The following is a 23,190-nucleotide window of genomic DNA, read 5'->3' on the forward strand; positions in this document are numbered from 1 at the left end:
ACGCTGCTATTCAATAATTCGATCCGTTGGTAAACATATAAGGATTAAAATATAAGCTCAAATACAGAGGAATAATTCTAAAGATACCCTAAGTTTTCAAGTCGATCTTCAACTTCACCGTGAGTTGATTCTTTCTCCTGGGGAGCTTGGTACTGAGGTGGATCGAAGTATTCTACTTCTTTGTTTGATTGGCTAATAACTACATCCCCATCCATATCATTAGGTACTTTCATATCGCACAGGTGTAGCAGCGTTGGGGCAATATCGATCAGGTTAGGAGAATCCAAGTTTGAGGTTATATCTTGTCCCTTAGCAACAAATATGCCGTCTGAGTCATGGTGAGCGATCGATTCATCAAGTATCGTCTGTCCAATTGGCCCATCGTTCATCTTCATTTCATTGGACGATACAATAATTTCAGCCGCATCATCAGTATAAGGGCCATAATAAACCTCGTACCGTTCTTTTGCCGAAATGCCATCTATCTCATTTATACCCTTGATAATCTCCTTGATTATAGCACTTTCTTCCTTACTCTCCGGTATTCTATTGATACGTATACCAGCTTCGTCTTTTGAACGACAATAAGCAATTGAGGATTCTAGATCTATTTCCTTTTTTGCTTCTAGAATAAATCCTGCAGACTGGAGGAGATCTTTGATCTGTTTCAAGAAAGGACGAATAGAATCAAATTGGAGCAACTTTCGTCCTATTTTTCCCACAGATACCTTTGAGAGGTTTTGGAGATTTTTGTCTTCGGATTTCTCTCTTGTACCGGTTTTTAAATATCTATTCTTTTCGAGCCAGTCATTTGCGTAAAATAGTCTATCAAATATCCGAAACCCGTGATCACTTATTAGTAACAGATTATCTTCTTCATATAAACTATTATCTATGTCTTTAATATAATCATCAACCTCTGCCAACACCTCTCTCACAGCTGTGGCGATCTCACTCTCAGGGTTCTGTTTCAACTCTTTATAGCCGGCATGCTGTAACCAATCCGTTACACTCACTAACTGGAATAGGATATCATGATCGTCTTCATTTAAAACTTTTCTGAATTGTTTGGAATTGTGAGTGAAACTTTTAGAAAGCTTTTCGATTTTTTGTTTAGAAGTGCCACTAAGTGTTGGATATTGAGGGGGTTCAATACTATATTTATCATAAATATCGGCTGGTGTGGGTTCTGTTTGATCATCCAACCAAGAAGGTACTATATCGCCTTCAATTCGAGCTGGAAAGCAAAGCGGGAGATTCCATAAAAAGATATCATTCTCACCTTCATAGAGATATTCATAGAATGTCTTTGATTTTAGATCTTCTCCGGTGTTGTATTCCATATCTCCATTTTGATACGAGACAAAATCAAAAACCCCATGCTTACCTTGTTGCTTCCCTGTTTGAAAGGATGCCCAAGCTGCAGCAGTTAAAGGAGGATTCGTACTCTGCAACTCCGAAGAAATATTATCATTGACTAATCTCTGTATGTATGGTGTGTATTCTAGTAGATCGTGATGGAAGGCATCAAGGCCTATGATTACGGTTCTAGTCATGATACGGCGGAGTAGTTCAATTATTAAATAAATGACGATCCGTATATGTACATCACCCTCATTGATATATGACGGTGCCCGCAATAAGAGACTCTAATAAACCCTTTTTGGGTATGAAACCTCCGGCGACCGGTCTGACAAAACCACCTATATCCAATACACTATAAATATAACATAAATTTACGTCATTTACTTATATAAATATACGTTTCTTCAGACACATAAACTTTATTCACCCCGGGATGTGAGTTGATTCTTTCTTCAGATGATCTCCACGATTCGAGGGAAATATAATTCCCTAATACAACATGATTCCATTCATAATTAATTACAAAGCTGCCCTTCTCAATATTGTTATGTTCCCTAATATTAATCACGTCTTCAGATTGCATTACTCGCGTAGGTGGTTTCTTCCCACTCTCACCAAACTTCTCAGTTAAATACATACTCAATAAATAACGCGGCTTTTGGGTTGAGTAAATAGGATCATCTAAATACTCACCGATAAAGCTACTTGCAACTTTGTAATCATCTAAGCCATCGGTTCGATTAATAAGATCGGCTTCGGCATTCGCCGCATAAAATAAGGGTGCTTGGAGTAGTAGCCCACCAAGTGCGATTACAACGAATACACGTCGAATCTTTACGCGTTTCCAGATCTTCTCTCCAATTTGTAATCTCCAGCAGTAAGCGAGACAAAGGATTGTAGGGAAATGCAGCCAAGGAATTGGGATTGATCCGATAGTCAATCTGAGTGTTATAAATACACCAGTTCCAACAATGAAAGAACTGATCAAAAAGTCTAATAGATGTAATTTCCTGTTCTGGAGGCGCCGTAACATCATAATCCCGAATGATGAAAGAACCAAACCAACTATAATATATTTGAATATTGATAAATAAGTCAATACCTCTGGCCGGACCAGATAGATCTCCGAAAGCTCTTCAGGTAGAGTGTTTGCTCCAAGCCATCCTCCCAAGAACTTGGATATACTAGATATTTCGTGAACACGTAACACCATTGGCACAGCGGTAGTATATATGAACTCGCTTATCCTTGTTATCAGAATTATAGAGATGGCGATCACTGGTAATAACATCCTCATTGATATAATTTTAGTGCGCTCAGAAACTATATCTGGGTGCCAGTGGTACAAAGTCCCAATACTTATGGCCAAAGCTAATATCGAAGAGAGTCCAATGACAGACCAATTATAAGAAGTGAACATTAATGTTGTCATGATTATAGTAAATGCGGGTGCTATTCGTCTGTAATGATCAAAGTTTCTTGCAAATATGATCAGGAGTGTTATAACACAGAGAAATAACACTGCTCCCATTCCATGAGGCCAATAAAATAACTTATTTGTTCCATTTATCCCAGATACAAAATGCAAGAATACGATACTACCTGCTATCTTATAATTATTAGATAGTTGGTATGAGGTTGTGAATAAAATAGCAACATATGGCCAAACTAAGAATGGAAATGTAAGTAAGTTAGATCCTTTGACACCAAGTATTTGAATAAAAACAATCCCATAACTGTAGAATGCTTCGATCAACTTTCCATTCGTCGAAAGGTGGCCCGTTTGTTGACTGTGGGAAACGACTTCAGCGTGTTGTGCAGCAAAGTCAGCTATTGAAATTGTATGTAGATAGAGGGAAATGGCGGCCGCTAGGAAAATGGTAGTCAATCCTATCTTCAATCCGGATTTCATTATAGTGGATATAGTTATATAGAATTTAATATGTATTTACCGGTTCTATTTTAGAGTGATGTGAGAACAACAGTTCTCTTTTGAAAGTATTTATGATATATGTCGGAAGAGCGTATCAAAATCCAGTCAGGTATTACTATCTCTAATTACGATACTCAAGTGCGAGCGATTTCCACCCCGACTCAATGAGCCGAGCGACTGTGCGATGGCAAATCAGACGCTGTCAGCTCCTTGGAATGGAGTGATACAGAAATGGACGCGCTCACAGTTGTCAAGCAATGACTTCCCTTTGCGTTTAACTCTAACTCCATATCTGGAACCTTGTTTCTACTCCTCTCGAGGATCCTCAACGAGTTCATAAAGGCCACCTTGATTTAGCTGCTTCACCCATCCAGCATTTCTCAAATTTCGCAATGCATATTCTACTTGTCCTTTATCTAAATCAGAGTTCTCGCGAATATACAGTGGATTCACTCGTCCCCATGGATCCTGGCTTTCACATCCGTTTTTGAACAACTCTAAGACTTGCTCCTCCCGTTCGTTCGGTTCGTAGTTTTCGTTCACCATTTGCCTCCCCATTTCAGCGGTGGAGACATAATTCCAAGCAATTCGTTTGGTATTCCGCACAGTAAAATATCAAGCACTTTGCTAAGCAAAAACACTAAGTGCCTCTCTGTTGTATCTGATAATGAGAACCCAGTCCTGTAGGGTGCTATAGCGCAAAAGCGCCCGCCTGCTGGAACAGGCGGACTGGGTTCCGTGCACTGAAGAACCCATGTCTAAAACGGATGCAACCGGAGTTGAATCCTCCGGATCGAGAAAGAGCAGCGCTTGGGAAGGACCCATCGCAAAACGAAATCGGTATGGGAAGTATACAGGAGACTTCTTCCTTCGATGCTCTGACTGTGGAATCGAAGTGTTGGTTGACGACAGAGACCGCGTAAGTCACTTCAAGAGGTGTCGACACGCATGACTGACGGGTTTACCATCGAATACTCTCCTGTCTATGGGAGCCGCCAACGGATTCGGTACGAACCGCGATCGGATGAATCCGGTTACTGGCGTATCGACGAGGTGTGGAACGGGTGTCGGTGGCGGATCCGCGGTCGGGAACCCGTGCGCGACGTCGTTTATGAAGATGGCGAGGAGGTGTTCCGATGACCAACATCCAGGACGTCTACGTTCGACTCGAGGCTGACCTGCTGGTGGTCGGCGACTCGATCATGACCGACCGCCATCATGCTTCGAACGGGAACTACGAAGCCGACGACCCGCAGAACCAGATCGGTGGGATCATTCCGGCTTTTCCGCTCTCCGGGTGGCTTCGGCATGGGATGGAAGCAGTCGTGCAGCAGTACGGCAGCACCGCGTGTCATCCTGGAGAGTCGAACGCGAACTTCAGGAAGGACAGTGTCTACGACCGTGACCTTGACGACGGGTACCATGAGAAGGGTGCGTGCGTTGAGGATCCAAACGTGGACGACGGCTGCGTGGTCTTTGACCTATTCGGCGGCTTTGGTGGCGTTCCCGGGAAGGTGATGCGACGGCCGATCAAGTTCAACCCCGTCCGTTCGAGCGTGGACTACACGCGCGGCCAGGCCGAAGGTCACTACCGCCAACTCAACCGCAACGTCGTCTCCCGCAACGACGAAGACAAGCGAGAGCCGCTGCGGAACACCGAAGTGGATGCCATCGCCAATCTCGACGGCTGCTGGCACCTCTCCTTCCGAGAGTCAAAGCCGGAGTTCCTCGGGTTATTGATTGAAGCAATCGAATTCCTCAATAAAAGAAGCACCGAGTTCATGCACCAACTCGGTGGTGCGCGAAACTTCGGCGCGGGGATCGTCGACACGCACGTCATCAATCCCCTCTACGACAAGCGGGAACTGCAGCGAGTCTTCGACCGCGGGCGGGGAACTACGCAGGCGATGGACGAGAAAGACACAGAATGGGCCGAGGAATACCGCCCGGTATTCATCGAAGCACTGGAAGAGCGCATCGAAAGCCAATGACTGACTCAAGAGATCGCGTTCTTATCACTAGCTACAGACACGATGCGCACAAGATGACCGGCCATCCGCACGACGCTGCACCCGAGACGATCGCGGGCATGCCAGTGAACCAGCCGGTCCCTCAGGGCGCGGACGGCGACGCGGCAGCACTGAGCCGGCCCACTGGCCAGCCCGAGCAGACGGTGGACACCCACGCGACGCCCTATCGGCTGTCGCTCCTCGAGGGCGAGAGCCGAGACGAGGCGCAGGCGGCCACACGCGATGACGAGACCGCCGTCCGCGAGCTCCTAACAGAAACCGATCCGGAAGCCATGCACCGGGCGTGGTTGGACAGCGACGTCGCCGCGGCGTTCAACGAGAGCGTCTACTACCCGTACACGTCGCTGAAGTACCACACACTACTGGTGGCGGCACTTCTGGCGAACTACCGCGACGGCCACGAGTTCGCCGACCTCCAGTTGGTCGTGGATCCAGCCGACGAGCTCGTGCCACACCGGACGGTCTACGCGGGTGAGCGCTTCGCACTCAGAATCGACGCGAAAACCGACGGACGGCCAGGCGCACGGCTCGGTCGACGGCCGTGGCGGTCGTGGGCGTCGACGTGGTCCCGATTGACCGCGCAGCCGCTCGACACTGACAACGACAAGATCGAGATGGTGCTTGATACGAACCTCCGTCGGATCGGCGCGTGGTCCACGGCACTGCAGTACATCGAGGATTACGAGAAGAGGTTCGAGCAATGACGAAAATTCAACAAGTCCACTGGGAGCTGACGATGGACTACATCGGCCACCCGTACTACGTCTCGGGGAACGCCATCCTGCACGCGCTCGGGCAGCGGCTTCCGAACGACGCCCATCAGCACCTGCACGCGAGCCACGGTATCTTCGTCCCAGGGCAGTTCGGGTCGTTCCCGGAGGAACACTCGCAGCATGGTGTCCAGCCGTATCTCGGCAGTAGCCTCCCGTCCGTCAAGGCCTACGACGACCTGTTCCTACTGCGTCACCCGGCACAGCCGTGGCTGCTTGACTCGCGGCCGTGTGACGCACTGAACACCCACGACGTCCGCGTTCAGGGTGGCCACCCAGCGTTCGCGCACGAAACCATCATGGGCAGGCCCGCTGAGGCATGGAAACAGTACCAAACCACGACGTGGTACATCACCGCCTACCTTCATGCCGACCAAGATGACGTCCTTCCGCTCAACGAAAGCAGCCTGGACGGCCTCCAGTTCGGCGGGAAGCGCAATTACGGCTACGGGACCACTCGGCTGAAGGAGACTCAGATGGTCGACCTCGAGACCCTGGACTACTCACGGCTCGACAACGCCGAAACGTTCCGCCTCGAACTGGTGACACCGTTCGTACTGGCGTCGGCGTATCCCGACGCTGCCGACCAGGACGTTCCGTGGTGGTGGGGAGAGGACCGCGCCGACCTCCGGGAACGCGAGGAGAAGCTACTCGAGGGGCGTGAAGAGTACATACTCCAGACGGTGGACCACGGACAGGTGGTACCGTACGAGGGCGACCGCCCGGTGGAGACAGCAAAGAGCGGCATCCGCCGCGTCGGAAGCCACTCGAAGTATGGGTTCGGAGAACTACGAGTACTACCGATAGAAAAGGAAACAGATCCATCTCGGACGCTTCACTGTAGTAGGACCCAATAAATAAACGAACCCTTGTGAATGCCCGGTCGAGATGGAGAATAATAAAGAAATCGAGTTCGCATCAAAAATTTGATTTCGGCAGGCGACACCGCGACTTTCGCATTTCCGTTGCGCTTGTTGTGGGCAAACGAGAGAATCGCGCCGTACTTCTCAGCCTTCGTGGTCTTCGCGGCTTCAGCGTCCCCGAGCGCGTCGATTTGTGCTTCGACTGCCCGTAGCCGCTCCTCGCGCTCGGCACAGTGCTGTCGGAACGTCCGCCCTGCATCGGGGAGTTCCTCAAGCGTCTCGATATCGGCATCGACGAGCGCGCGAAGGGTTCCCGTGAGCAGTGGTATGTCCCGATTCGTCGCCCTCGACACCGTCTCTTCGAGGTCGTGAATAGCGTCCTCGAGGGCAGCAAGGCGTCGTTCGAGGGCTTCATCGCAGTCGTCTGCGCCACTCATGCCTCTGTCCCATCCGTTGGTGGACTTGCATCGACACGCTCGATGTCAAGCAGGCAGAACTGGTGGGTTTGCCGCCCGACGTCCGATACCGTCCCGATCAAGGCGCCTACGAGGGTCTCACTCGTGCCAAGGGTCGGCGCCGAGATCCCATCGGGGCCACAGTCCCGGCAGTAACAGCGCGCCACGTCCCACTCCGTCGCGTCTGCCGCCCGATAGGCATACACGACGACGTTTTCCCCCTCCCGAAGCGTTCGTCCACAGTCGGCACACTGGGCTTCAGGGATCGGGACGCCAATCGACACCCCCGTCAGGAGCTGTTCCGGCGTCGTGAGGACCGTCGACAGCTCGGTATCGGTACGCTCCCATGGCGTGTCCCACGGGTGGATGTACTCGTCGATCATGCACGCCGCTCCGTGGTATCATCGTGCCGACTGCGAGGTTCGTACTCCTGCGTTGGGTCGTAGCACTCGAAACATGGGAGTGACTCACCCGTCGGGCCGTCACACCAGTCGTTGTCGCAATCGTTCGTTGCTCCGCCAGTCTTTTGTTGTGTTCGTTCTGTAGTTGCCATTGCTTCTCGAACCTCCGAGGAGCACGGTCGGTGTCATCAGCACCGGCCGGTTTCGATTCAGCAATACCGTGCTCGCTAGTTCCATCTATGCACTAATGCCTATTAATACTATGCAATAGTGAAGACTGGTCATTATTGCATAGTAGATAAAACTGGAGTGTAGAGATTTACTTATGACTGGTTATCAAAACAGCATACCGATGGGACGATATCGCGCGATAATGACGGAAACTGATAGAAAGCATATCTCGGAAGAAGATGATCCGTCTGATAGGCAGGTGGATCAGTCGGTCTACCGGGTTCGTAAAAGAATCAATGAGGAACTCCCACAAGATATTGAGGTCCTCGAAGAACATCGCCCTGATCTTCTTGAGGAACTACGTGATGTGGTTTGCGAGGAAGACTAACGTACTGTCAAGAATATATCTGATACTTGGATATCAATTTTACTTCTGATGTTCTAAGTTTGGCGTTTGATCGATGTACTGATCCCGCACCTCCTGCACCCATGCAGGATCAAACGTGGTTTCGATCTGCTTGACGCGCCCCTCACTGCCCTTCGACTGGACCCACGTCTCAACGATATTCATCGTCTCGAGGTCGGTCAGGAGGTCGCGAATCGCTCGTTCACTCACCTGCGAACCCTCACCCACGACGTCCGTGTACGCGTCGCGAACCTGTGCGGTGGTCACTGGCTGAACGATCTCGCCGGACAACCGCTCGGTCCACGCAGTGACCGCCAACAACACGAAGAAGTGCTTCACAGGGAGACTGAGGAATTTCTCTTGGATCGCCGTTTTATCAGTCTGATCAAGGTTTTGTTCGATACACTCGACAGTCACTTGGTCGAGGCCCCGTTCGTTCGCCGTCTCGCCGGCATGTCGAAACAGCGTTAGTGCCTTCCGGGCGTCACCCCACCGTGTCGCCGCCATCGTGATTCCTGCATCGATCGCTGCATCCGACAGTGCACCATCCTGGAATGCCGTCTTGAGCCGCGGCTGCAACACCTGTGCTAGTTCCTCGATGGAGTAGGGTGGGAAGAAGAGCTCCTCACCGCTCATTGCGCTTTGGACGCGACTGTCCAACCGCAGGTCCACCTCGAGCAACTCGTTACTGATGAGCCACACCGATAACTGGATGTCGCGTGTGAGCTTCCCCTCGCCGCGCAGCAGCCGGTAGAAGAAGTCGCTCGGATCGTAGTTGCTGTCGTGCTGGACGTGGTCGATCTCGTCGAGGATGAGCACCGTCCACTCGGGATAGTCCGCAAGCGCCGTCCAGATCCCCTCGAACACGCCATCGAGTCCTGCGTAGGCGCCCAGTTTCTCGCCCGTGAGCTCGACATGGATCTCGTTGGCGGCGCTAAACAGCGATCGACACTCCTTCAGGTTCACGTACTCGACGGCGAGGGCGTCGGTCCGCGCGGCGAACTCACGACACACCCGTCGCGTCGTAAGCGTCTTCCCCGTGCCCGGTGGGCCGTAGATCAAGACGGTCGTCGGGAGGTAGCCCTCGTGGACGCCGTTCAACAGCGTCGCGAGTGCGCGCTCCTGGGCGTCACGGGCGACGATCTCGTCGGGGTCGGTAAGGGGATCGAGCGCGCCCTTGTCCGCGAAGACGCTGTCGTCGGGGGCGGTGTCGTCGAAGCGGTCGTCGTACTTGCTCATAGCGGCGTGCAGCGGGGGTTACGCGTGAGTACGTGCCGACAGTGAAAAGGTACGCAAGGAACGGAGAGCGCCGATCGCGACGCTGGCAGTGGAGTCACCAGCGAGGATACCACATGTGGGCTGGGTAGTGCGACAAAACGGTTGACTGCAGAATGCTGTAGCGATCGATTACGGCAGTAAAACGTTACTAGGCAATTTCCGAGCGATGATCGGTGCCATAGGGACTTGCTGGTAGTCACCTCGTGTGAACGTTCCTCTGCTGTCGGCACCGTCCTTGACCATCGCGCGACGAGCACCGTAGCGGGGACCCCAGCCCTAATTTGGGCGTATCTCCGCGCCGTTGACGCCACCATCCGTGTGCAGTGGTGCTACCGCTTAGAATAAATCTCAGGGATGGTTCGATGATGCGGGCTCAGCTCGTCTAGTCGAAAAGTCAATATAGAACAAATAACTCACAAAAGCAGTGTCGATGCCAACTATACGCCAATATACCGATGAGACGGGGCTTTATTTACGGTCCAATATCGAGGGTCGGTTTATCACTCTGCAACTCACACCCGCAGCGGAAGGCCTTCTCAGGGATCTTGGATACACTGCTGAGGAGGAGATCTCGTGGACCCTGCTCCAGCCGCTCTGTGAGCAGGGCCACGTCTATACCAACAAATCCGGAACAGAAGTTACGCAAGAGACGATCGATGCCGGCGTTTCAACTACTTCTACCTCGCTCTCTAAGGCGGAAAAACAGCGGATTGAGGAGTTCCTTGATCGCCATACTCCGCGAGGCAGTTTGACAGAGAACATGCAGCCTGACGACAACTCTCCGGACGACGCTACCGAAGCGGATTTCGGCAACCAGGAGTACTTCATCAAAAAGTGGTCGCCCACTGATGACGAATACGAAGCGACGGTAAACCGATTAGCGAATGCCGGAGACCCGGAGGGGATCAAAAAATCGGTCGCACACCATGCCACTGAACACCCGATCCAGCCGAATCGGTTCCACATCAGTTCTCGCGGAATACCGGTGTATTCCTTTGATTCGAACGGGATCCCGTGGGTAGTGTATGACTTCCGGATGATTCGAGACTCGACGCTCGATGCCTCTCTCTTTTTCGATATCAGGCCCGGTGAAAGCGGTTCGCAGTCGATCACGATCGAGAACGAGATCGTCGAGTGGCACACGAGTAGCGACCGGTTTTCCCCTCGCCAAGTAGAGGATATCGTCACTGTCTTTCCCGATATCTCCTACTATGTTCATAACTTAGTCAAAAGTCCCAGACTTGGTGATCTACAGGGGACTGCGACGGCAGCAATCCCAGATGGAGACGAGGACCGTATCGAAGCGTTGGATGAGATCGGACCAATTACCCCTGCTGAGTATGGTCGGGTCTTCGGCGTGCCCCTGACGTTAGGACAAAAAGGATACGGGCGCATCCGGACCCACACAGGCCATACGTTCCCCTTCTCTGAAGACGAATTCGAAGATCCAGAAATTGAGACTGGCGATCTCGTCTCGCTTGATGTCAACCATCATCGCGGTCGGATTTACGCCTTTAATATTCGCCACGAAGCGGACGACCTGGAGGTACAGGAGTTTCTGGAATCCTGGCCAAACTGGCGCAACTGGTCACTGGAACAAGTACGCTCGCACTGGAAGGACGATCAGATGAGATCAGAACCGTCGAGTGATGATCATCAGGCAGAGAAGTCCCGCAATCAGTATACTCTCGCGGCCAGCGACGACGCCTGTGAGAGGATCGAGGTAGAGTTCGACCCACTCCTATTGTTTTTGACGACCGAGACTAATGATACTGAATCGGACACGCCGTCTGTGATTGAAAACGCTGCTAGGACTCTCTTGAAAGACGTGATCGACGGGGATATCCCATCGGATATCGCTTGCTCACCCTCCCAATCAGTAGAACTTCTTCTCCCGTCCGATCTGCTATCGTTGATTGATACGGCCATCGAATCGACTGCTGCAGTCGAGTCCCGAACGCAGTTTTTCAATGCAGCGCTTCAGCGTCACCATGATCTCGGTGCCGATGATCGAGTGGAACTAACGTTCCGGGTTCCACGGGGTCAATTTACTGTTCTAGAACGTCTTGCGGACCGCCGAAAGATGTCGACTGGTGACCTCGGACGAGAAATGTTCGAAGAGGGGATCAGAACAGCAATCGAAGAAGAATAGACTCTCCGAGTTCTACGCACGAACTCAATCGCAGTTCCCTAGCAATTCTAGAATACATGTCCTGCTGATAATAATACCTGCCGAGTTGTTCTATCAGACTCGATGGCTGTGCTTCGGAATGGTCAAGTGAACGCCAGAGCCGGCCGATTGACGAGTTCCAGTTAGATTACTACTTCCGAACTTCTGAATAATCCTTAGCCTTCTCCCGCCACCCTTCGAACTTCTTTCGATTCGCACGCCAATGTTGCGGTTTGAGAAGTTCGTTACTCGCAACCGCCGGGTCATCGGGATCGAGGTCAAACTGCTCGGCAACCCATGCCCGATACTGGGCAACGGTCTGTGGCTTCTCGGGCGGATGCGTCTGCAGGTGTGCCGTGTTAAGATAGTTGAGCCGGTCGCCACAGACCAAACAGGGAAGCGTGCCCTCGTTCGGGGTTTTCTTTTCACCCATACGCGACCACAGTTGCACCGTTCCTATTATTCTACTGGCTAGAACAACAGCAATCGGTCGAACTGCTGTCCCCTCGTGACGCCCATCTGGACTCGAAGCTGTTGATCACCTCTTTACGGCCAGTCTTTATCACTGATATCAGCGAAACGAGGATATGGGCGAAGCCCTCATCGAGGCGACGCTCGACCGGCTATCACGAGTGTTCCACAAAGAGGCGGATTTCCAACAGGCCCTCACGTGAGCGTTACATCAACACTTTCCGTCGCTGACGATCCGGACTGCATACTCAGTAGATGGCTCAACGGTTGATCTCTGGCTGGTGGATACTGAAGGGACGATGGCAGTCGAACTGAAATACCCGAAGAAGGACTTCACTGCCCGAACTGACGAAGAGCTATTCGACTTTGGGAGTGATCCGACGGATATGGCCTGTGCCAGCTATCTCACCGATATACAGCGGCTGGAAACACTAGTTGCAGATGGGCGCTGTGATCAAGGGGCGGCCGTGATACTCTCGAACGACGCGCTACTCTGGGATAATCAACCGAGTGGCGCCAATTATGACTCCTTCAAACTGTACGATGGGCGGACTGTGAAGGGAACGCTGGCATGGCCGGAGGAAGCAAGTCTCCGACAGAGTCAGGACCGCACTATTCGGTTGGCCGGGACGTATACCTTGGACTGGCGAGAATATACCTACCAGTATCCCAGTCAACCGACTGGAGAGACGCTATTCAAATACTGTTTGACGGCCGTTGATGGATAACGTTCTCCTATCTTGTCTACTCATAGCGGTGGAAACCTGACCAGAGACATGACTGTATTCTGATGGCCTTCCGAGCCTATTCCTCACCGATACGGACGTGCGAACTACATTCCGTGTCGGCCGCGGTCGCGTACCTCATCGAGTGCTGGTCGGCCATGTAGCACCCCCCCCCTCGTTACCGGCGCTCGTTCCCACCACTACTCAGTAGCACTGTTTACGACGTTTCGGATGCAACCGTAGATATGGCGACTGCAGTGAAGGTCGACGAGGACGCGAAGGCGTGACTCGAAGAACTCCGGCGGAGATTCGCCTTCAGACGGGCGAGACGATCACCCAACAGGACCTCCTGACGCGGCTGATCGATGACGCGTATGAGTCACGAGCGGAGGTCATCGACTCCTTCCGGGTCTCGACCGTGCCGCTCTCGGACGAGGAGAAAGAGGCGATGCGACGTGGCCGCATCAGTTCGGTCGTCGAGACCGACGAAGCGGATATCGACGACATCCTCTACGGATGACGGTGCTCGTCGAGACGGGTGTGTCGGCTGCCGACCACGATACGGACGCGTCCAGACACGATGTGGCCAGCGAGGCACGCCGTCTACGACGGCGAGTTTGGCCACCCGTCTGTGAGCGACTACGTGTTCGACGAGGCCATCAGGCTGACCCGGACGCTGTCGGGCTCACACGCCGCAGCCAAACAGTTGAGCGACCGACTCCGCGGTCACGACCCGGATCCGCACGTGTACGAGCTACTTCACGTCTCGACCACGGTCTTCACCGACGCGATTTCGGTGTTCGAACGATACGACGACCAAGCACTGAGTTTCACGGATGCGACGAGTGTCGTCTGATCGACCGACATGATCCCGACGGAATCCTAAGTTTCGACGACGACTTCGATGGTGTCGTTCGACGGATCGCTCCAGAGAACGTGTGATGGGGTCCGAGGACACCGAGTTGTGAGCGTCTTCCCCGTGCCCGGTGGGCCGTAGATCGAAACGGTCGTTGGGAGGCAGCCCTCATGCTCACCGTTTAACAGCGTCGCGAGTATTCCTGTGCGTCGCGAGCGACGATCGCGGCGGACTCAGTAAGTGGATCGAGCGTGCCCTTGTCGGCGACGACGTTGTCGTTGGGCGCGGTGTCGTCGAAGCGGTCGTCGTACATGCTCATACCATCTTTCAGCGGGGGGAGGCGTCGACAGTGAAAAAGATGCGCAAGGAATGGACGGTGCCGAACGCAACGCGGGCGACGGGTGCGGTGTCGTGAAAGCAGTCGACGTCCCTGTTCATGGAATATCGGTCCGCGTGCCAGCGGTACGACCTGTGGTCGTCCGCGGGGTAACGGTGTTGGAGCACCCCATCCGGATTTGGGAGCGGTGTCTTGTAGAAGAGGGTCGCAGGACACGGTCTCGGCGATCTCGACGTGAGTGCCCGCAACGGTATTGCTACGCCAACAGGAAATGGTGGGGGCAGCTCACCGTCGTCACGATGGCGCATCCCACCGGATCGCTCTCCATCGTACTAGAGACCTCGAGAAGGGGACCACTCGAACGGCGGCCGTAGCCATGTGGCCGGCGTCATATCGAACAACGCCGTCTCGCACCCGTCGTGGCGAGAGCGATGTGGCGGAGTGTCGATCGTGATCAGTACTGCATCCCCCGATTCTATCCCGTCGTGGAGAGCGCCGTAGTGGTAACGGTATGATATAGCAACCGCATCACCGACGATATCGTTCGCAGACGCTGGTAACATCTATACCATCAGATGCCATCAGATGGTATTTAGATCCATACAGTGGAAGAGACTTATACGCCCGGAGTGCCTCTGGTCTCTTGCAAGCGAAGATTCCGAGGCAACTTGGTTCGCCACGGAATCACCCCACATAACCATGACAAACGCAACCACACCCATCGAAGCGGCATTCGAACTGCAGCGCCGAACAGTCGAACACAGCCAGCAGCTCGTCGAGCAGAGCCTCGACTTCCAGCAGAACGCCCTGGAGGCGTTCTTCCAGAACGGGCTCTCGGCCCAGCGCAGTGCCCAGCGCCAGGGCACCGAACTGTCGCGGGAAGTCTTCGACGCCTACCTCGACGCGGTCCAGTCGGCGGTCGACGACGACAAGTTCCGCGCGATGATCGACCAGCAGTTCGAGGACAACGCAGAGCAGACCCAGGACCTGCTGAACAAGCAGTACGAGCAGGGCGCCGACCTGTTCCAGCGTCTGCTGCACGTCCAGCTCGACGCGCTCGAGTCGGCAGTCGACGACGTCGACGTCCAGTCGGCGGTCGACCAGCAGCTCGACGAGTTCGAACAGGCCCAGGACGAGGCCTGGGAGGAGTTCGAAGCGGAGTACCGCGACATGGTCAACGACCTGTCGCGACAGCAGAAGCAGCTGGTCGCCGAGTCGACCCAGTCGTTCCTCGACGCCCAGCAGGAGACCGAACAACAGACCATCGAGGGCGTCCAGCGCGCCGAAGAGACCGCCGAGTCCGTCCAGCAGCAGACCGAAGAGACCGTGCGGACCGCCCAGCAACAGACCGCTGGCGTCGTTGAAACGTCTCAGGAAGCCACGCAAGGCGTCGCCGGCGACGCCGCCGAGGCGACCGAAGAGGTCGTCGACGAGACCTCGGATGCGCTCGAAGACGCGGCTGACCAGGACGCCGAAGAAGATGTGGAAACCATCGACGGCATCGGCGCGACCATCGCCGAGCGACTCAACGATGTCGGGATCGTGAGCGCCAACGACCTCGCGTACGCGCAGACGGAGACCGTCGCCGAGGCCGCGGAAGTCTCGGAGGAGCAGGCTTCGGACTGGATCGAAGCAGCGGAGTCGCAGGAGTAATCTCCGTCGCCGCAGCTGTCGACGGCTTATTTTGCCCGTACCGATTCCCAGCCCTGGGAATGGACGGCGGTAGTGAGAGGAGGATGCAGAGAGTGCCGTCCCATCGATGTTGGACGAACGAGTACGCTGCAAAACTGGTGCTCTCCACTCTCCACCAGGAAGCCGCCGAAGAGAGCGGCTGGATCACGCTATATTTCAGGAAGCAAGGATTAGTCGGACAAATACGAGAAACGTGATAGTTCTTCTCAGTCCAACGGCGAACTGGCGCAGATTGCCACGGTAATCGCGTGCGGGAGAAGCTGATGATCGATACCTCGCTGTCTCTCACGGGTGTCCGTATCGATTCAGTCTCCCAGCAGACTCGTCCCTCCCTGATACCACTCATATATATATGGTATTTTATACTAAAACGGAAGCGTTTAAGTAATATAATAACAGTGAAACAACTGTCGGGAAAGCTGCCCGACATGCTGGAACCCCGGCCGCCCCGTCATATACGCGCGTGGGGTATGTGCGTCATCTCCCCGGAGTCACGGGCCGGCGACCAACCCGTCCTCTGTGAGAGAACTATCACGGAACTTCTCAACCGGAAACGCCGTGGGTAGGACATGCGTCACTCTGCTGGTCTCCCTTTTTGATTTCGACACAGCACCGAAACCCAGTGCGTTGCCGTGCGCGCCGCCCAGTTTGATGAGGAACGTCTCTGCCCTGACTTTTCAGTTAGATCTGGTGTTTTATATTATTATTAATTTATTCAATAATAGTTAATAGAAAATGAGTGGATTTCGGGACGGGGTACTATCCCAATGACATATTCAACACGGCGAACGTTCCTGCGGTCGATCGGCGCAGTGACAATGGCAGGCGGGTTCGCCACTACTGGTAGTGCAGGGCAGTCACAGGACCTGCGGCTGTTCGGCACGAAACAGGTCCACAGTGCCTGTACGGAAGCCGTCACGCAGGGCCACTACGCGTACGTGACCGATTACTCACCAGGAAACGTCTCGGTGATCGATCTACGAAATCCGAATCGTCTCCAGGAGGTGGCAAGCCGCGATGTCCCGGGGTCGTTTGCGTGGGACGTCAAAGTCGAGGGCAATCGAATGTACGTCGCGAGCCAACTGGATGAAAGCGGGGAGCTTGCGCCGCCACTCGGCGAGGGCAACCCGGACGAGGTCGGTGTTACGATCTACGACATCAGTGATCCCACCGACCCGACCGACATCGGGTTCGTACCGGTCCCGCCGGTAGGGTCGCACAACGTGTATCCGGACGGCACGACGCTGTACGTTATCCGCCATGCCGTCCCAACTGACGAGGGCTTCCAATATGTCCTCGAGGTCTGGGACGTCGACGATGCAAGTGACCCGTCACGAATCGCGACATATGACCCCACGGACGAAAGTACAGGGCTCGTGCATGACGTGTACGTCCAGAACGACCTCGCGTACGTTGCGGCGTTCGATGCCGGCCTGCGCATCCTCGATGTGTCCGATCCGGCGAGCCCGGAGGAGGTGGGCCACTGGCCGGACCCGACCGACGCGGCCCACTACGCCCAGCCGATGCCGAACGACGATATCGTCTTCGTCGGCGATGAGACGTTTAGCGAGCCATATGGTGGGATCCACGTACTCGACACGTCTGACCTCTCGAACATCGAAAAGATCGGGTTCATCGATTCGCCCGACACCCCGGGCTTCGACACGTCGCATAACTTCGACGTGACGGCGAACCGGCTCCACACCTCGTGGTACGAGGGCGGGGTTCGCGTCTTCGATATTTCAGACCCCGGGTCCCCATCGGAGATCGCGTCGTACGACCCGGACGGCTCGTCGTTCTGGACCGCGATCCAGCATCGGAGCTTCACGCTTGCGAGTGATCTGAGCCGTGGCTCCATTGCACTGCTGCACACCGACCGTGGGGAGCGAGCCCCACCCGCCGGTGACGCTACCCCGATCGATATCCAAGGCGACGGTGTGGCCCACACGGCGCGTCGACATCCCGGACCCGACGAATAGGCAGTTGGAAACGCGCCGTGAACCCGGGCGTGGGGTGGAACAGGTGTCCGCAAACGATCCCTAGGCCATCTTTTTTCGCGCAACGAGTCTGCTTGGTGCTTGCTAACTGGTCGAGTCCCCCGTGTCGGCGACAACGCTGTCGTCGGGGGCGGTGTCGTCGAAGCGGTCGTCTACATGTTCCCAGGATCTCGATTACGCGTGCCAGTAGACCAGCGAGGGATCGTGCGGACGGTAACAGAGATGGAGTGTCCCATTCAGGATTCCGAGAGATGGGAAGTAAAGGTATCTGAGAGACTATGCTTTCGTACTACACGCATCGAATATGGCTGCCCGCATTGACTCTCCTTCTGGTTCAACGCTTACCACCCTGCCATAGAACGCCTCCGTTTCTGGAAAATGATAGATAATCGCGTCATCAAGCCAATACGTGAGCGCACGAAACTCGCCAGCAGTGAGGAACTCTTCAATACGATCTTTTCCCAGCATGAGCACAATCATTTCCTGCCGTATCTCATTGAGATCGTCTGAAGAGTACTCTTCATCAAGATCGTCTCGGACGTATCTGGATACGTATCCGGTTTCGTCATACTCAACGGCGACTCGGAGATCATCTCCTAACTTCGTTTTCAGCGTAGCGATCCAGTTCGGTTTTTCGTCGCTCATCGACTTTGCCTCCTGATGGCGTGGCCGGCTTGTCCCTTCTTCCCTCTTCTATCACGCATAATAATTATATTGAACAACTAACCGGATAAGCCCTTTTTCTAAATAATTGGTGAATCAACCATTTGGACGAGACTCCTGGTGCAGAAGGCAACTGGTTCAGCGCATTGGCACACGGTAGTGGGCTGGACGGAAACGCCGGCGGGAAGTAGAAGCGAGGGCTGCTCGGCATCACTGAGACAGGCATCTCAGGAGACGGAACGACGCCGTCGGCAAGTAGCTCTCAGCGTCACCGTTCACCAGCCTCATCATCGCTCGTTTCTCCCGCCGACGATCCCGGTAGGTTTGAACAGCGGGCTGAGTACAGGCGGACGCGTCGCGCGATGGCACGGAACGTCCAGTCTGTTGTCACTATACTTATCGTATTTTGGTATACTTATTTAGTCCGACAGTGACGATACCTACAGAGGGAAACGCTCAATGTACGACCTGACAGGATTTCAGCGCGACTTGCTGTACACGATCGCTGGCCTCGATGAACCGCACGGCCTCGCGATCAAAGAAGAGATGGATGACTACTACGAGACGGAGGTACACCACGGGCGACTCTACCCGAATCTCGATACCGTGGTCGACAAGGGACTGGTGAACAAGAGTGAGAAGGATCGACGGACGAACGAGTACCGGTTGACGAAGCGTGGCCGGCGTGAAATCCAAAGTCGCCGGGAGTGGGAAGACCAGTACCTCTCTAACACAGACCTCGCCGACGCTGTCTCCACCTGATCTCCGTTTCTGGGGCATCAAACGGGGCTCTGACCCGATTGTTGTACCGGTGCGGCACTGACTAATTCATCTGGGTGTGTCTGCGGATTCCCACCGAGACGGTGTCCAAGGCGGTCATACTCGATGGATTGACCGAGCCAGTTTCACCGAAAGGTGTTTAGCAGAGTGAGAGACTGTCCGTGATCCCGATAGCTAGCAAATACCATATCAGACACCTAATCTGTATAGGGACCAAGGATGGGGGCGAACACTGCCGCGCCCACCTGTCCAGCGTCCCCTTCCCAGGTGGACGAGTGCCAGGGACTACGAGACACCCAACAACAGATGGGAGGTTTCCGCCCAAGTGTCGCAACTGAAGCCTTCACTGCCGATTTATGTTAGTTCAGAAGTTTACATATATCCCCACAGTATTTACGAAGGGAGCTCTCCTACAGTTGGTGCCGACTCACGGACAGCGAGGGCAACGAGAGGCGATGATGCGGCTGAGTCAGTCGCAAGGGGACTCCCACCGCATACAGACAGAAATCCACCTCTCGGCTCGTCTCTGACGAGCTGTGAGTCGCCACTCGCACCCTCGCACATCGATCGTGCACCATCTGAACAACGGCATCGACCAGTGTACAAGACTTCACATGACCGATCACCATACCTGCCCACTTTGTGACTCAACAGGAGAGAGCGTACGTACCATCTATATGCACCTGATGGTGCATCACCGCAAAAGCGAGGTCTGCAAAGCCCTGTTAGAAGCATCCGACGGCAGTACGGAGTTGAGGAAACTCCAGTAACCCGGCGCGGAACAACGATGCAGCGGTCCTACGAACGCCAGTGGCTATCGAACGGGAACGAACGACTACCAGTTCGCGGCGATTTTCGGCCGGCCGGCGGCGCGCGTGATGATTTCGTCTGACACGGAAAGGGAATCGAGCGTCCCGTGTCGGCGAAGACACTGTTGTCGGGGGCGGTGTCGTCGAAGCGGTCGCCGGACGTGCTCATACCGTCTAGCGGGAATACGGGTGAGTACACGCCGTCATTGCTAAATGTTCGCAAGGAATGGATGACGTCGAGCCTGATACGGCCGATACTAGCGAGGATATGGCACGGGTGGAGTGACGTACCAAGACGAGTCGATAGCCAAGCGACGGCATGCCGCACACGGCGCGTCGACAGTCAGGGCCTCACGAGTAGACCTCTGGATACGGGGCGCGGAGTGGCCCAGACGTCGGCCACCGCCCTGGCGTCTCTTGTGGCGTACCGAGTTCGGCGCTCCCCGATACGGGGACGGGTACAGACGACCAGCGTGCCGAGCGACGACGCCACCACGTCGAAGTGCTTCCAGTCGTCCCGGTGCTGGTGGCGACCCCTTCACCACGACTGCGGACAGCCTAGCGCTATCGTTGCAGGGGGTCGGCTACCGCACAGCGTCGAGCGCGCCACGAGCGTTCACTCGGCCGGCCCCGAGTTCCGAATCGCCGCGACCGTTAACGAGATCCGCCCCCAGCTTGATTGCGTTCTCGACTTGCCGAGCGTTCGCGTTCGGAGCGACCTCGCGGACGAGGGCCGCGGTCCCCACTACTTGGGGCGCTGCATTCGATGTGCCAGCGAAATAGGCATACGATGCATTGTAGAGATCTTCCGGGACTGTCGAAAGCACCAGGTTCGCCGGGTACGGCCACTCGACGTCAGCCTCCGGGTCTACGGTCTTCTCATACGTCTCGTACCCGCCGCCGGGTGCGCCAACGTCGATTTCGTTGGTCCCCCAGTTCGAGTAGAAGGTCAGTGCGTCGTTCGGGCCGGTCGCACTCACGCTCGTGATGCTCGGCGCGCTCTCGCCCGACGTGGTCAAGGTTCGACTCCTCATCCCTGCGACGTCCATCGAGGCAATGCTCGGCATCCCCTTCGATTGGCTGCCGCTGCACACGCTCGGCGGCACAGTCTTGATCGTCGCCATCGGAGCGTGGCTGGTCGGTCCAGAGCAGCGCCGTGTCACCCTCCTATTACTGGCACTCGGTGCCGTCTCCCATCACGCGCTCGACCTTCTGCTCATCACCCCGAGCGGATACGCGTACCCTGTCCTCTGGCCACTCACCGGGTACCATCCGCCGACCGGCAACCTCTACCTCAGCAGTGATCGCTGGCCGGCCGCCGTCGCTGGGTGCATCGCGCTCGTCCTATGGGCTGGCACACGGGATTGAGAGTGAGTAATTCCCTGGCTCTTGGCCGCGGCGTCCCACCAGAACCCCAGCCGTGCACTCGCGACACACCCGTCGTCGTGAGCGTTCCCCGTACTCGGCGGGCCGTACACCGACATGGTCGTCGGGAGGTAGCTCTCGTGGACATCGTTCAACAGTATCGCAAGCTGGCGCTCCTGTGTGTCACGCGTGACGATCCCATCGCGCTCGGCGAACGGCTGCCTTGGTAACCGGCGCCGCTTCATCCCGCCGTCAGGAACCTCTCGAACGGTCGCAGGCGGAGAGACGGGAGTCAAGTGCGTTAGATACCGGCGCCGTACGCTGGGGCGCTCCGGGCACGTCCCCGGCGGGTGGCCGTGCTGGATACGGTGGTGACTCCGTGACGTCCGCGGTCGCCGAACCTCACCGAGTGCTGGTCGGCCATGTGGCGTCCCCTCGACACCGGCGCTCGTTCACACCACTACTCAGTAACACTGGTTACTACGTTTCGGATGCAACTGCCGTCTGGCGACTGCAGTGAAGCTCGACGAGGACGCGAAGTGCAACTCGAAGAACTACAGGCGGAGATTCGCCGTCGGACGGGTGAGACGGTCACGCAACAGGACCTCCTGGCGCGGCTGATCGACGTCACGTACGAGTCACGAGCGGACGTCATCGACTCCTTCTGGAACTCGACCGTGCCGCTCTCTGACGGGGAGAAAGACGCGATGCGACGTGGCCGCAGCAGTTCGGGCGTCGAAACCGACGAAGCGGATATCAACGACGTCCTCTACGGATGACGGTGCTCGTCGATACGAGCGTGTTGTATGCCGATCATCTGGATAGCGCGGAGAACTACGTGGGGAACGACTTCGATGGCTTCGATCGAAGGATCACGACAGCAGTCTCCACACAACTGCCCGTCCGACTAGCCTGTTTTCCTACCGTAGTTCACCCCACGTCCCAACCAGCTCACCCTCAACATACCGCCGTTGCTCGAAGCCGAGGGCGTTACAGAGCAGCGTGTGGCCTATGAACGAAAGCGTGTAGTCGGCCATCCCGAACGGGTGGAGTTCCCGCTGGTTCGCTGGAGGCAGTACGGAGCCGATGACGTTGATCTCCGCTTCGCCAGCCGACAGCGTGCCGGCGCCGACGCCGTTGTCACCGAACACACCGGCGACCGTCCCGTCGAACGCGTCGGCCTCCACGGTCCAGACAGGTGAATCGACCCCAGTCGTATAGCCGAGCTGTGAGATCTTCCAGATCTCCTTCTGGATCGGCCGCACGTCCGTTAACAGTGAACGCTCTAGGTCTCGTTCCTTCAGATTCGGGAATCGGACCGTGCTCGAAGTCACGTCGTCACCATCAATACTCGCAGCGTCGCTGACATCCAGCACACCCAGCAACTGTAGCCCGAATCAGTGAGCACGAGGTTCCCGCCAGCCTCGACGAACGCCTCGATAGCCGCGACGTAACGGTCGTCGTGGGAGACGACGAGGTTCTCGTAGTGGCGCTTGCCGGAGTTCCCCTTCAGCAGCCGCCTAACGCGGACGTCGTGGACGCGCAGTCCCTCGATCGATCCGTCCTCCAGATAGGGGGCAAGGTCCTCGAAGAACTGCATCGGGTTGACGACGTACTCGCGCTGGAAGTAACACGGGAATGATCTGTGGTACG

The 23,190-nt window shown here is 55.2% G+C and carries 21 protein-coding genes and 4 pseudogenes; 13 read left to right on the forward strand and 12 right to left on the reverse strand.

Annotation, left to right across the window (positions count from 1 at the left end; genetic code table 11):
- Nucleotides 1–77: 77 nt before the first annotated feature.
- The 3 genes from D8670_RS03745 to D8670_RS03750 all read right to left on the reverse strand — a co-directional run bounded on the left by D8670_RS03745 (nucleotide 78) and on the right by D8670_RS03750 (nucleotide 3,844).
- The gene (locus tag D8670_RS03745) at nucleotides 78–1,556 is read right to left on the reverse strand and encodes an alkaline phosphatase family protein (protein ID WP_121816756.1); all 1,479 of its coding nucleotides are present in this window, start codon (nucleotides 1,554–1,556) and stop codon (nucleotides 78–80) included.
- Between the two features lie 185 nt (nucleotides 1,557–1,741).
- Nucleotides 1,742–3,277 carry a hypothetical protein gene (locus tag D8670_RS20650; protein ID WP_162994153.1) on the reverse strand — a complete coding sequence of 512 codons (1,536 nt, stop codon included), beginning with the start codon at nucleotides 3,275–3,277 and terminating at the stop codon, nucleotides 1,742–1,744.
- A gap of 327 nt (nucleotides 3,278–3,604) precedes the next feature.
- A complete protein-coding gene (locus tag D8670_RS03750; protein WP_121817556.1) occupies nucleotides 3,605–3,844 on the reverse strand; it encodes a MarR family transcriptional regulator in 240 nt (79 codons plus the stop codon).
- Nucleotides 3,845–4,434: 590 nt separating this feature from the next.
- On the opposite strand from D8670_RS03750, the gene D8670_RS03760 reads away from it, so the two are divergent.
- Genes D8670_RS03760 through D8670_RS03770 form a run of 3 tightly spaced genes read left to right on the forward strand, consistent with a single transcriptional unit; the run spans nucleotide 4,435 to nucleotide 6,955 of the window.
- Entirely contained in the window at nucleotides 4,435–5,289 is an 855-nt protein-coding gene (locus D8670_RS03760) for a hypothetical protein (RefSeq protein WP_121816758.1), read from the forward strand.
- A gap of 53 nt (nucleotides 5,290–5,342) precedes the next feature.
- Nucleotides 5,343–6,032, forward strand: coding sequence for a DUF8168 family protein (locus tag D8670_RS03765; protein WP_233752184.1), 690 nt, complete (start codon nucleotides 5,343–5,345; stop codon nucleotides 6,030–6,032).
- Entirely contained in the window at nucleotides 6,029–6,955 is a 927-nt protein-coding gene (locus D8670_RS03770) for a hypothetical protein (RefSeq protein WP_121816760.1), read from the forward strand. The genes D8670_RS03765 and D8670_RS03770 overlap by 4 nt, the downstream gene beginning before the upstream one ends.
- On the opposite strand, the gene D8670_RS20655 is transcribed toward D8670_RS03770, so the two are convergent.
- Nucleotides 6,934–7,398, reverse strand: a complete 465-nt coding sequence (locus D8670_RS20655; protein WP_162994154.1) for a hypothetical protein — start codon at nucleotides 7,396–7,398, stop codon at nucleotides 6,934–6,936. The genes D8670_RS03770 and D8670_RS20655 overlap by 22 nt on opposite strands.
- Nucleotides 7,395–7,799 (reverse strand): DUF8112 family protein, encoded by a 405-nt coding sequence (locus D8670_RS03775; RefSeq protein ID WP_121816761.1) that lies wholly within the window; start codon nucleotides 7,797–7,799, stop codon nucleotides 7,395–7,397. The genes D8670_RS20655 and D8670_RS03775 overlap by 4 nt, the downstream gene beginning before the upstream one ends.
- 391 nt (nucleotides 7,800–8,190) lie before the next feature.
- Between D8670_RS03775 and D8670_RS03780 the strand changes: the two genes are divergently transcribed.
- The gene (locus D8670_RS03780) at nucleotides 8,191–8,376 is read left to right on the forward strand and encodes a hypothetical protein (protein WP_233752185.1); all 186 of its coding nucleotides are present in this window, start codon (nucleotides 8,191–8,193) and stop codon (nucleotides 8,374–8,376) included.
- Nucleotides 8,377–8,415: 39 nt separating this feature from the next.
- On the opposite strand, the gene D8670_RS03785 is transcribed toward D8670_RS03780, so the two are convergent.
- Nucleotides 8,416–9,633, reverse strand: a complete 1,218-nt coding sequence (locus D8670_RS03785; RefSeq protein ID WP_121816763.1) for a Cdc6/Cdc18 family protein — start codon at nucleotides 9,631–9,633, stop codon at nucleotides 8,416–8,418.
- A 469-nt stretch (nucleotides 9,634–10,102) separates the two neighbouring features.
- On the opposite strand from D8670_RS03785, the gene D8670_RS03790 reads away from it, so the two are divergent.
- Nucleotides 10,103–11,824 (forward strand): hypothetical protein, encoded by a 1,722-nt coding sequence (locus tag D8670_RS03790; RefSeq protein WP_121816764.1) that lies wholly within the window; start codon nucleotides 10,103–10,105, stop codon nucleotides 11,822–11,824.
- A gap of 169 nt (nucleotides 11,825–11,993) precedes the next feature.
- Here the strand turns inward: D8670_RS03790 and D8670_RS03795 are convergent, their stop codons facing one another.
- On the reverse strand, nucleotides 11,994–12,275 hold the full coding sequence (locus D8670_RS03795) for a hypothetical protein (protein WP_121816765.1): 282 nt from the start codon (nucleotides 12,273–12,275) through the stop codon (nucleotides 11,994–11,996).
- A gap of 337 nt (nucleotides 12,276–12,612) precedes the next feature.
- Between D8670_RS03795 and D8670_RS20660 the strand changes: the two genes are divergently transcribed.
- The 3 genes and pseudogenes from D8670_RS20660 (at nucleotide 12,613) to D8670_RS21445 (ending at nucleotide 13,894) form a co-directional block, all read left to right on the forward strand.
- Nucleotides 12,613–13,041: a hypothetical protein gene (locus D8670_RS20660; protein ID WP_162994155.1), complete on the forward strand. Its 429-nt coding sequence runs from the start codon at nucleotides 12,613–12,615 to the stop codon at nucleotides 13,039–13,041.
- 242 nt (nucleotides 13,042–13,283) lie between these two features.
- Nucleotides 13,284–13,558 (forward strand): annotated as a pseudogene (locus tag D8670_RS03800) (hypothetical protein).
- A 111-nt stretch (nucleotides 13,559–13,669) separates the two neighbouring features.
- Nucleotides 13,670–13,894 (forward strand): hypothetical protein, encoded by a 225-nt coding sequence (locus D8670_RS21445; RefSeq protein WP_233752187.1) that lies wholly within the window; start codon nucleotides 13,670–13,672, stop codon nucleotides 13,892–13,894.
- Between the two features lie 101 nt (nucleotides 13,895–13,995).
- Here D8670_RS21445 and D8670_RS21770 read toward each other — a convergent pair.
- Together D8670_RS21770 and D8670_RS21910 are read right to left on the reverse strand one after the other, a co-directional pair.
- Nucleotides 13,996–14,213: pseudogene (locus D8670_RS21770) on the reverse strand (Cdc6/Cdc18 family protein); the annotation flags it as partial.
- Nucleotides 14,214–14,563: 350 nt separating this feature from the next.
- Nucleotides 14,564–14,794 carry a DUF7350 domain-containing protein gene (locus D8670_RS21910; protein ID WP_449272248.1) on the reverse strand — a complete coding sequence of 77 codons (231 nt, stop codon included), beginning with the start codon at nucleotides 14,792–14,794 and terminating at the stop codon, nucleotides 14,564–14,566.
- Between the two features lie 136 nt (nucleotides 14,795–14,930).
- On the opposite strand from D8670_RS21910, the gene D8670_RS03815 reads away from it, so the two are divergent.
- Both D8670_RS03815 and D8670_RS03820 read left to right on the forward strand, forming a co-directional pair.
- The gene (locus tag D8670_RS03815) at nucleotides 14,931–15,884 is read left to right on the forward strand and encodes a helix-hairpin-helix domain-containing protein (protein ID WP_121816766.1); all 954 of its coding nucleotides are present in this window, start codon (nucleotides 14,931–14,933) and stop codon (nucleotides 15,882–15,884) included.
- Nucleotides 15,885–16,690: 806 nt separating this feature from the next.
- Complete coding sequence (locus tag D8670_RS03820) at nucleotides 16,691–17,902, forward strand: LVIVD repeat-containing protein (RefSeq protein ID WP_121816767.1); 1,212 nt, start codon at nucleotides 16,691–16,693, stop codon at nucleotides 17,900–17,902.
- A gap of 294 nt (nucleotides 17,903–18,196) precedes the next feature.
- Here the strand turns inward: D8670_RS03820 and D8670_RS20665 are convergent, their stop codons facing one another.
- On the reverse strand, nucleotides 18,197–18,565 hold the full coding sequence (locus D8670_RS20665; protein ID WP_162994156.1) for a DUF7522 family protein: 369 nt from the start codon (nucleotides 18,563–18,565) through the stop codon (nucleotides 18,197–18,199).
- Nucleotides 18,566–19,042: 477 nt separating this feature from the next.
- Here D8670_RS20665 and D8670_RS03825 point away from each other — a divergent pair, with 477 nt between their 5' ends.
- Nucleotides 19,043–19,345: a helix-turn-helix transcriptional regulator gene (locus tag D8670_RS03825; protein WP_121816768.1), complete on the forward strand. Its 303-nt coding sequence runs from the start codon at nucleotides 19,043–19,045 to the stop codon at nucleotides 19,343–19,345.
- 1,411 nt (nucleotides 19,346–20,756) lie between these two features.
- On the opposite strand, the gene D8670_RS03830 is transcribed toward D8670_RS03825, so the two are convergent.
- A complete protein-coding gene (locus D8670_RS03830; protein ID WP_205254030.1) occupies nucleotides 20,757–21,152 on the reverse strand; it encodes a S8 family serine peptidase in 396 nt (131 codons plus the stop codon).
- A gap of 7 nt (nucleotides 21,153–21,159) precedes the next feature.
- On the opposite strand from D8670_RS03830, the gene D8670_RS21265 reads away from it, so the two are divergent.
- Nucleotides 21,160–21,540 carry a metal-dependent hydrolase gene (locus D8670_RS21265; protein WP_205254031.1) on the forward strand — a complete coding sequence of 127 codons (381 nt, stop codon included), beginning with the start codon at nucleotides 21,160–21,162 and terminating at the stop codon, nucleotides 21,538–21,540.
- Nucleotides 21,541–22,041: 501 nt separating this feature from the next.
- Nucleotides 22,042–22,316 (forward strand): annotated as a pseudogene (locus D8670_RS03840) (hypothetical protein).
- 141 nt (nucleotides 22,317–22,457) lie between these two features.
- On the opposite strand, the pseudogene D8670_RS21775 reads toward D8670_RS03840, so the two are convergent.
- Nucleotides 22,458–23,167: pseudogene (locus D8670_RS21775) on the reverse strand (peptidase M14); the annotation flags it as partial.
- Between the last annotated feature and the right edge of the window lie 23 nt (nucleotides 23,168–23,190).

Origin of the sequence: Halostella limicola (assembly GCF_003675875.1) — an archaeon.
GTDB lineage: Archaea > Halobacteriota > Halobacteria > Halobacteriales > Natronoarchaeaceae > Halostella > Halostella limicola.

Excerpts from the sequence above, each read along its gene's own strand:
- D8670_RS03745 (WP_121816756.1), bottom strand. The coding sequence starts at position 1,556 with ATGACTAGAACCGTAATCATAGGCCTTGATGCCTTCCATCACGATCTA.
- D8670_RS20650 (WP_162994153.1), bottom strand. The coding sequence starts at position 3,277 with ATGAAATCCGGATTGAAGATAGGATTGACTACCATTTTCCTAGCGGCC.
- D8670_RS03750 (WP_121817556.1), bottom strand. The coding sequence starts at position 3,844 with ATGGTGAACGAAAACTACGAACCGAACGAACGGGAGGAGCAAGTCTTA.
- D8670_RS03760 (WP_121816758.1), top strand. The coding sequence starts at position 4,435 with ATGACCAACATCCAGGACGTCTACGTTCGACTCGAGGCTGACCTGCTG.
- D8670_RS03765 (WP_233752184.1), top strand. The coding sequence starts at position 5,343 with ATGACCGGCCATCCGCACGACGCTGCACCCGAGACGATCGCGGGCATG.
- D8670_RS03770 (WP_121816760.1), top strand. The coding sequence starts at position 6,029 with ATGACGAAAATTCAACAAGTCCACTGGGAGCTGACGATGGACTACATC.
- D8670_RS20655 (WP_162994154.1), bottom strand. The coding sequence starts at position 7,398 with ATGAGTGGCGCAGACGACTGCGATGAAGCCCTCGAACGACGCCTTGCT.
- D8670_RS03775 (WP_121816761.1), bottom strand. The coding sequence starts at position 7,799 with ATGATCGACGAGTACATCCACCCGTGGGACACGCCATGGGAGCGTACC.
- D8670_RS03780 (WP_233752185.1), top strand. The coding sequence starts at position 8,191 with ATGACGGAAACTGATAGAAAGCATATCTCGGAAGAAGATGATCCGTCT.
- D8670_RS03785 (WP_121816763.1), bottom strand. The coding sequence starts at position 9,633 with ATGAGCAAGTACGACGACCGCTTCGACGACACCGCCCCCGACGACAGC.
- D8670_RS03790 (WP_121816764.1), top strand. The coding sequence starts at position 10,103 with ATGCCAACTATACGCCAATATACCGATGAGACGGGGCTTTATTTACGG.
- D8670_RS03795 (WP_121816765.1), bottom strand. The coding sequence starts at position 12,275 with ATGGGTGAAAAGAAAACCCCGAACGAGGGCACGCTTCCCTGTTTGGTC.
- D8670_RS20660 (WP_162994155.1), top strand. The coding sequence starts at position 12,613 with ATGGCAGTCGAACTGAAATACCCGAAGAAGGACTTCACTGCCCGAACT.
- D8670_RS21910 (WP_449272248.1), bottom strand. The coding sequence starts at position 14,794 with ATGTTACCAGCGTCTGCGAACGATATCGTCGGTGATGCGGTTGCTATA.
- D8670_RS03815 (WP_121816766.1), top strand. The coding sequence starts at position 14,931 with ATGACAAACGCAACCACACCCATCGAAGCGGCATTCGAACTGCAGCGC.
- D8670_RS03820 (WP_121816767.1), top strand. The coding sequence starts at position 16,691 with ATGACATATTCAACACGGCGAACGTTCCTGCGGTCGATCGGCGCAGTG.
- D8670_RS20665 (WP_162994156.1), bottom strand. The coding sequence starts at position 18,565 with ATGAGCGACGAAAAACCGAACTGGATCGCTACGCTGAAAACGAAGTTA.
- D8670_RS03825 (WP_121816768.1), top strand. The coding sequence starts at position 19,043 with ATGTACGACCTGACAGGATTTCAGCGCGACTTGCTGTACACGATCGCT.
- D8670_RS21265 (WP_205254031.1), top strand. The coding sequence starts at position 21,160 with ATGCTCGGCGCGCTCTCGCCCGACGTGGTCAAGGTTCGACTCCTCATC.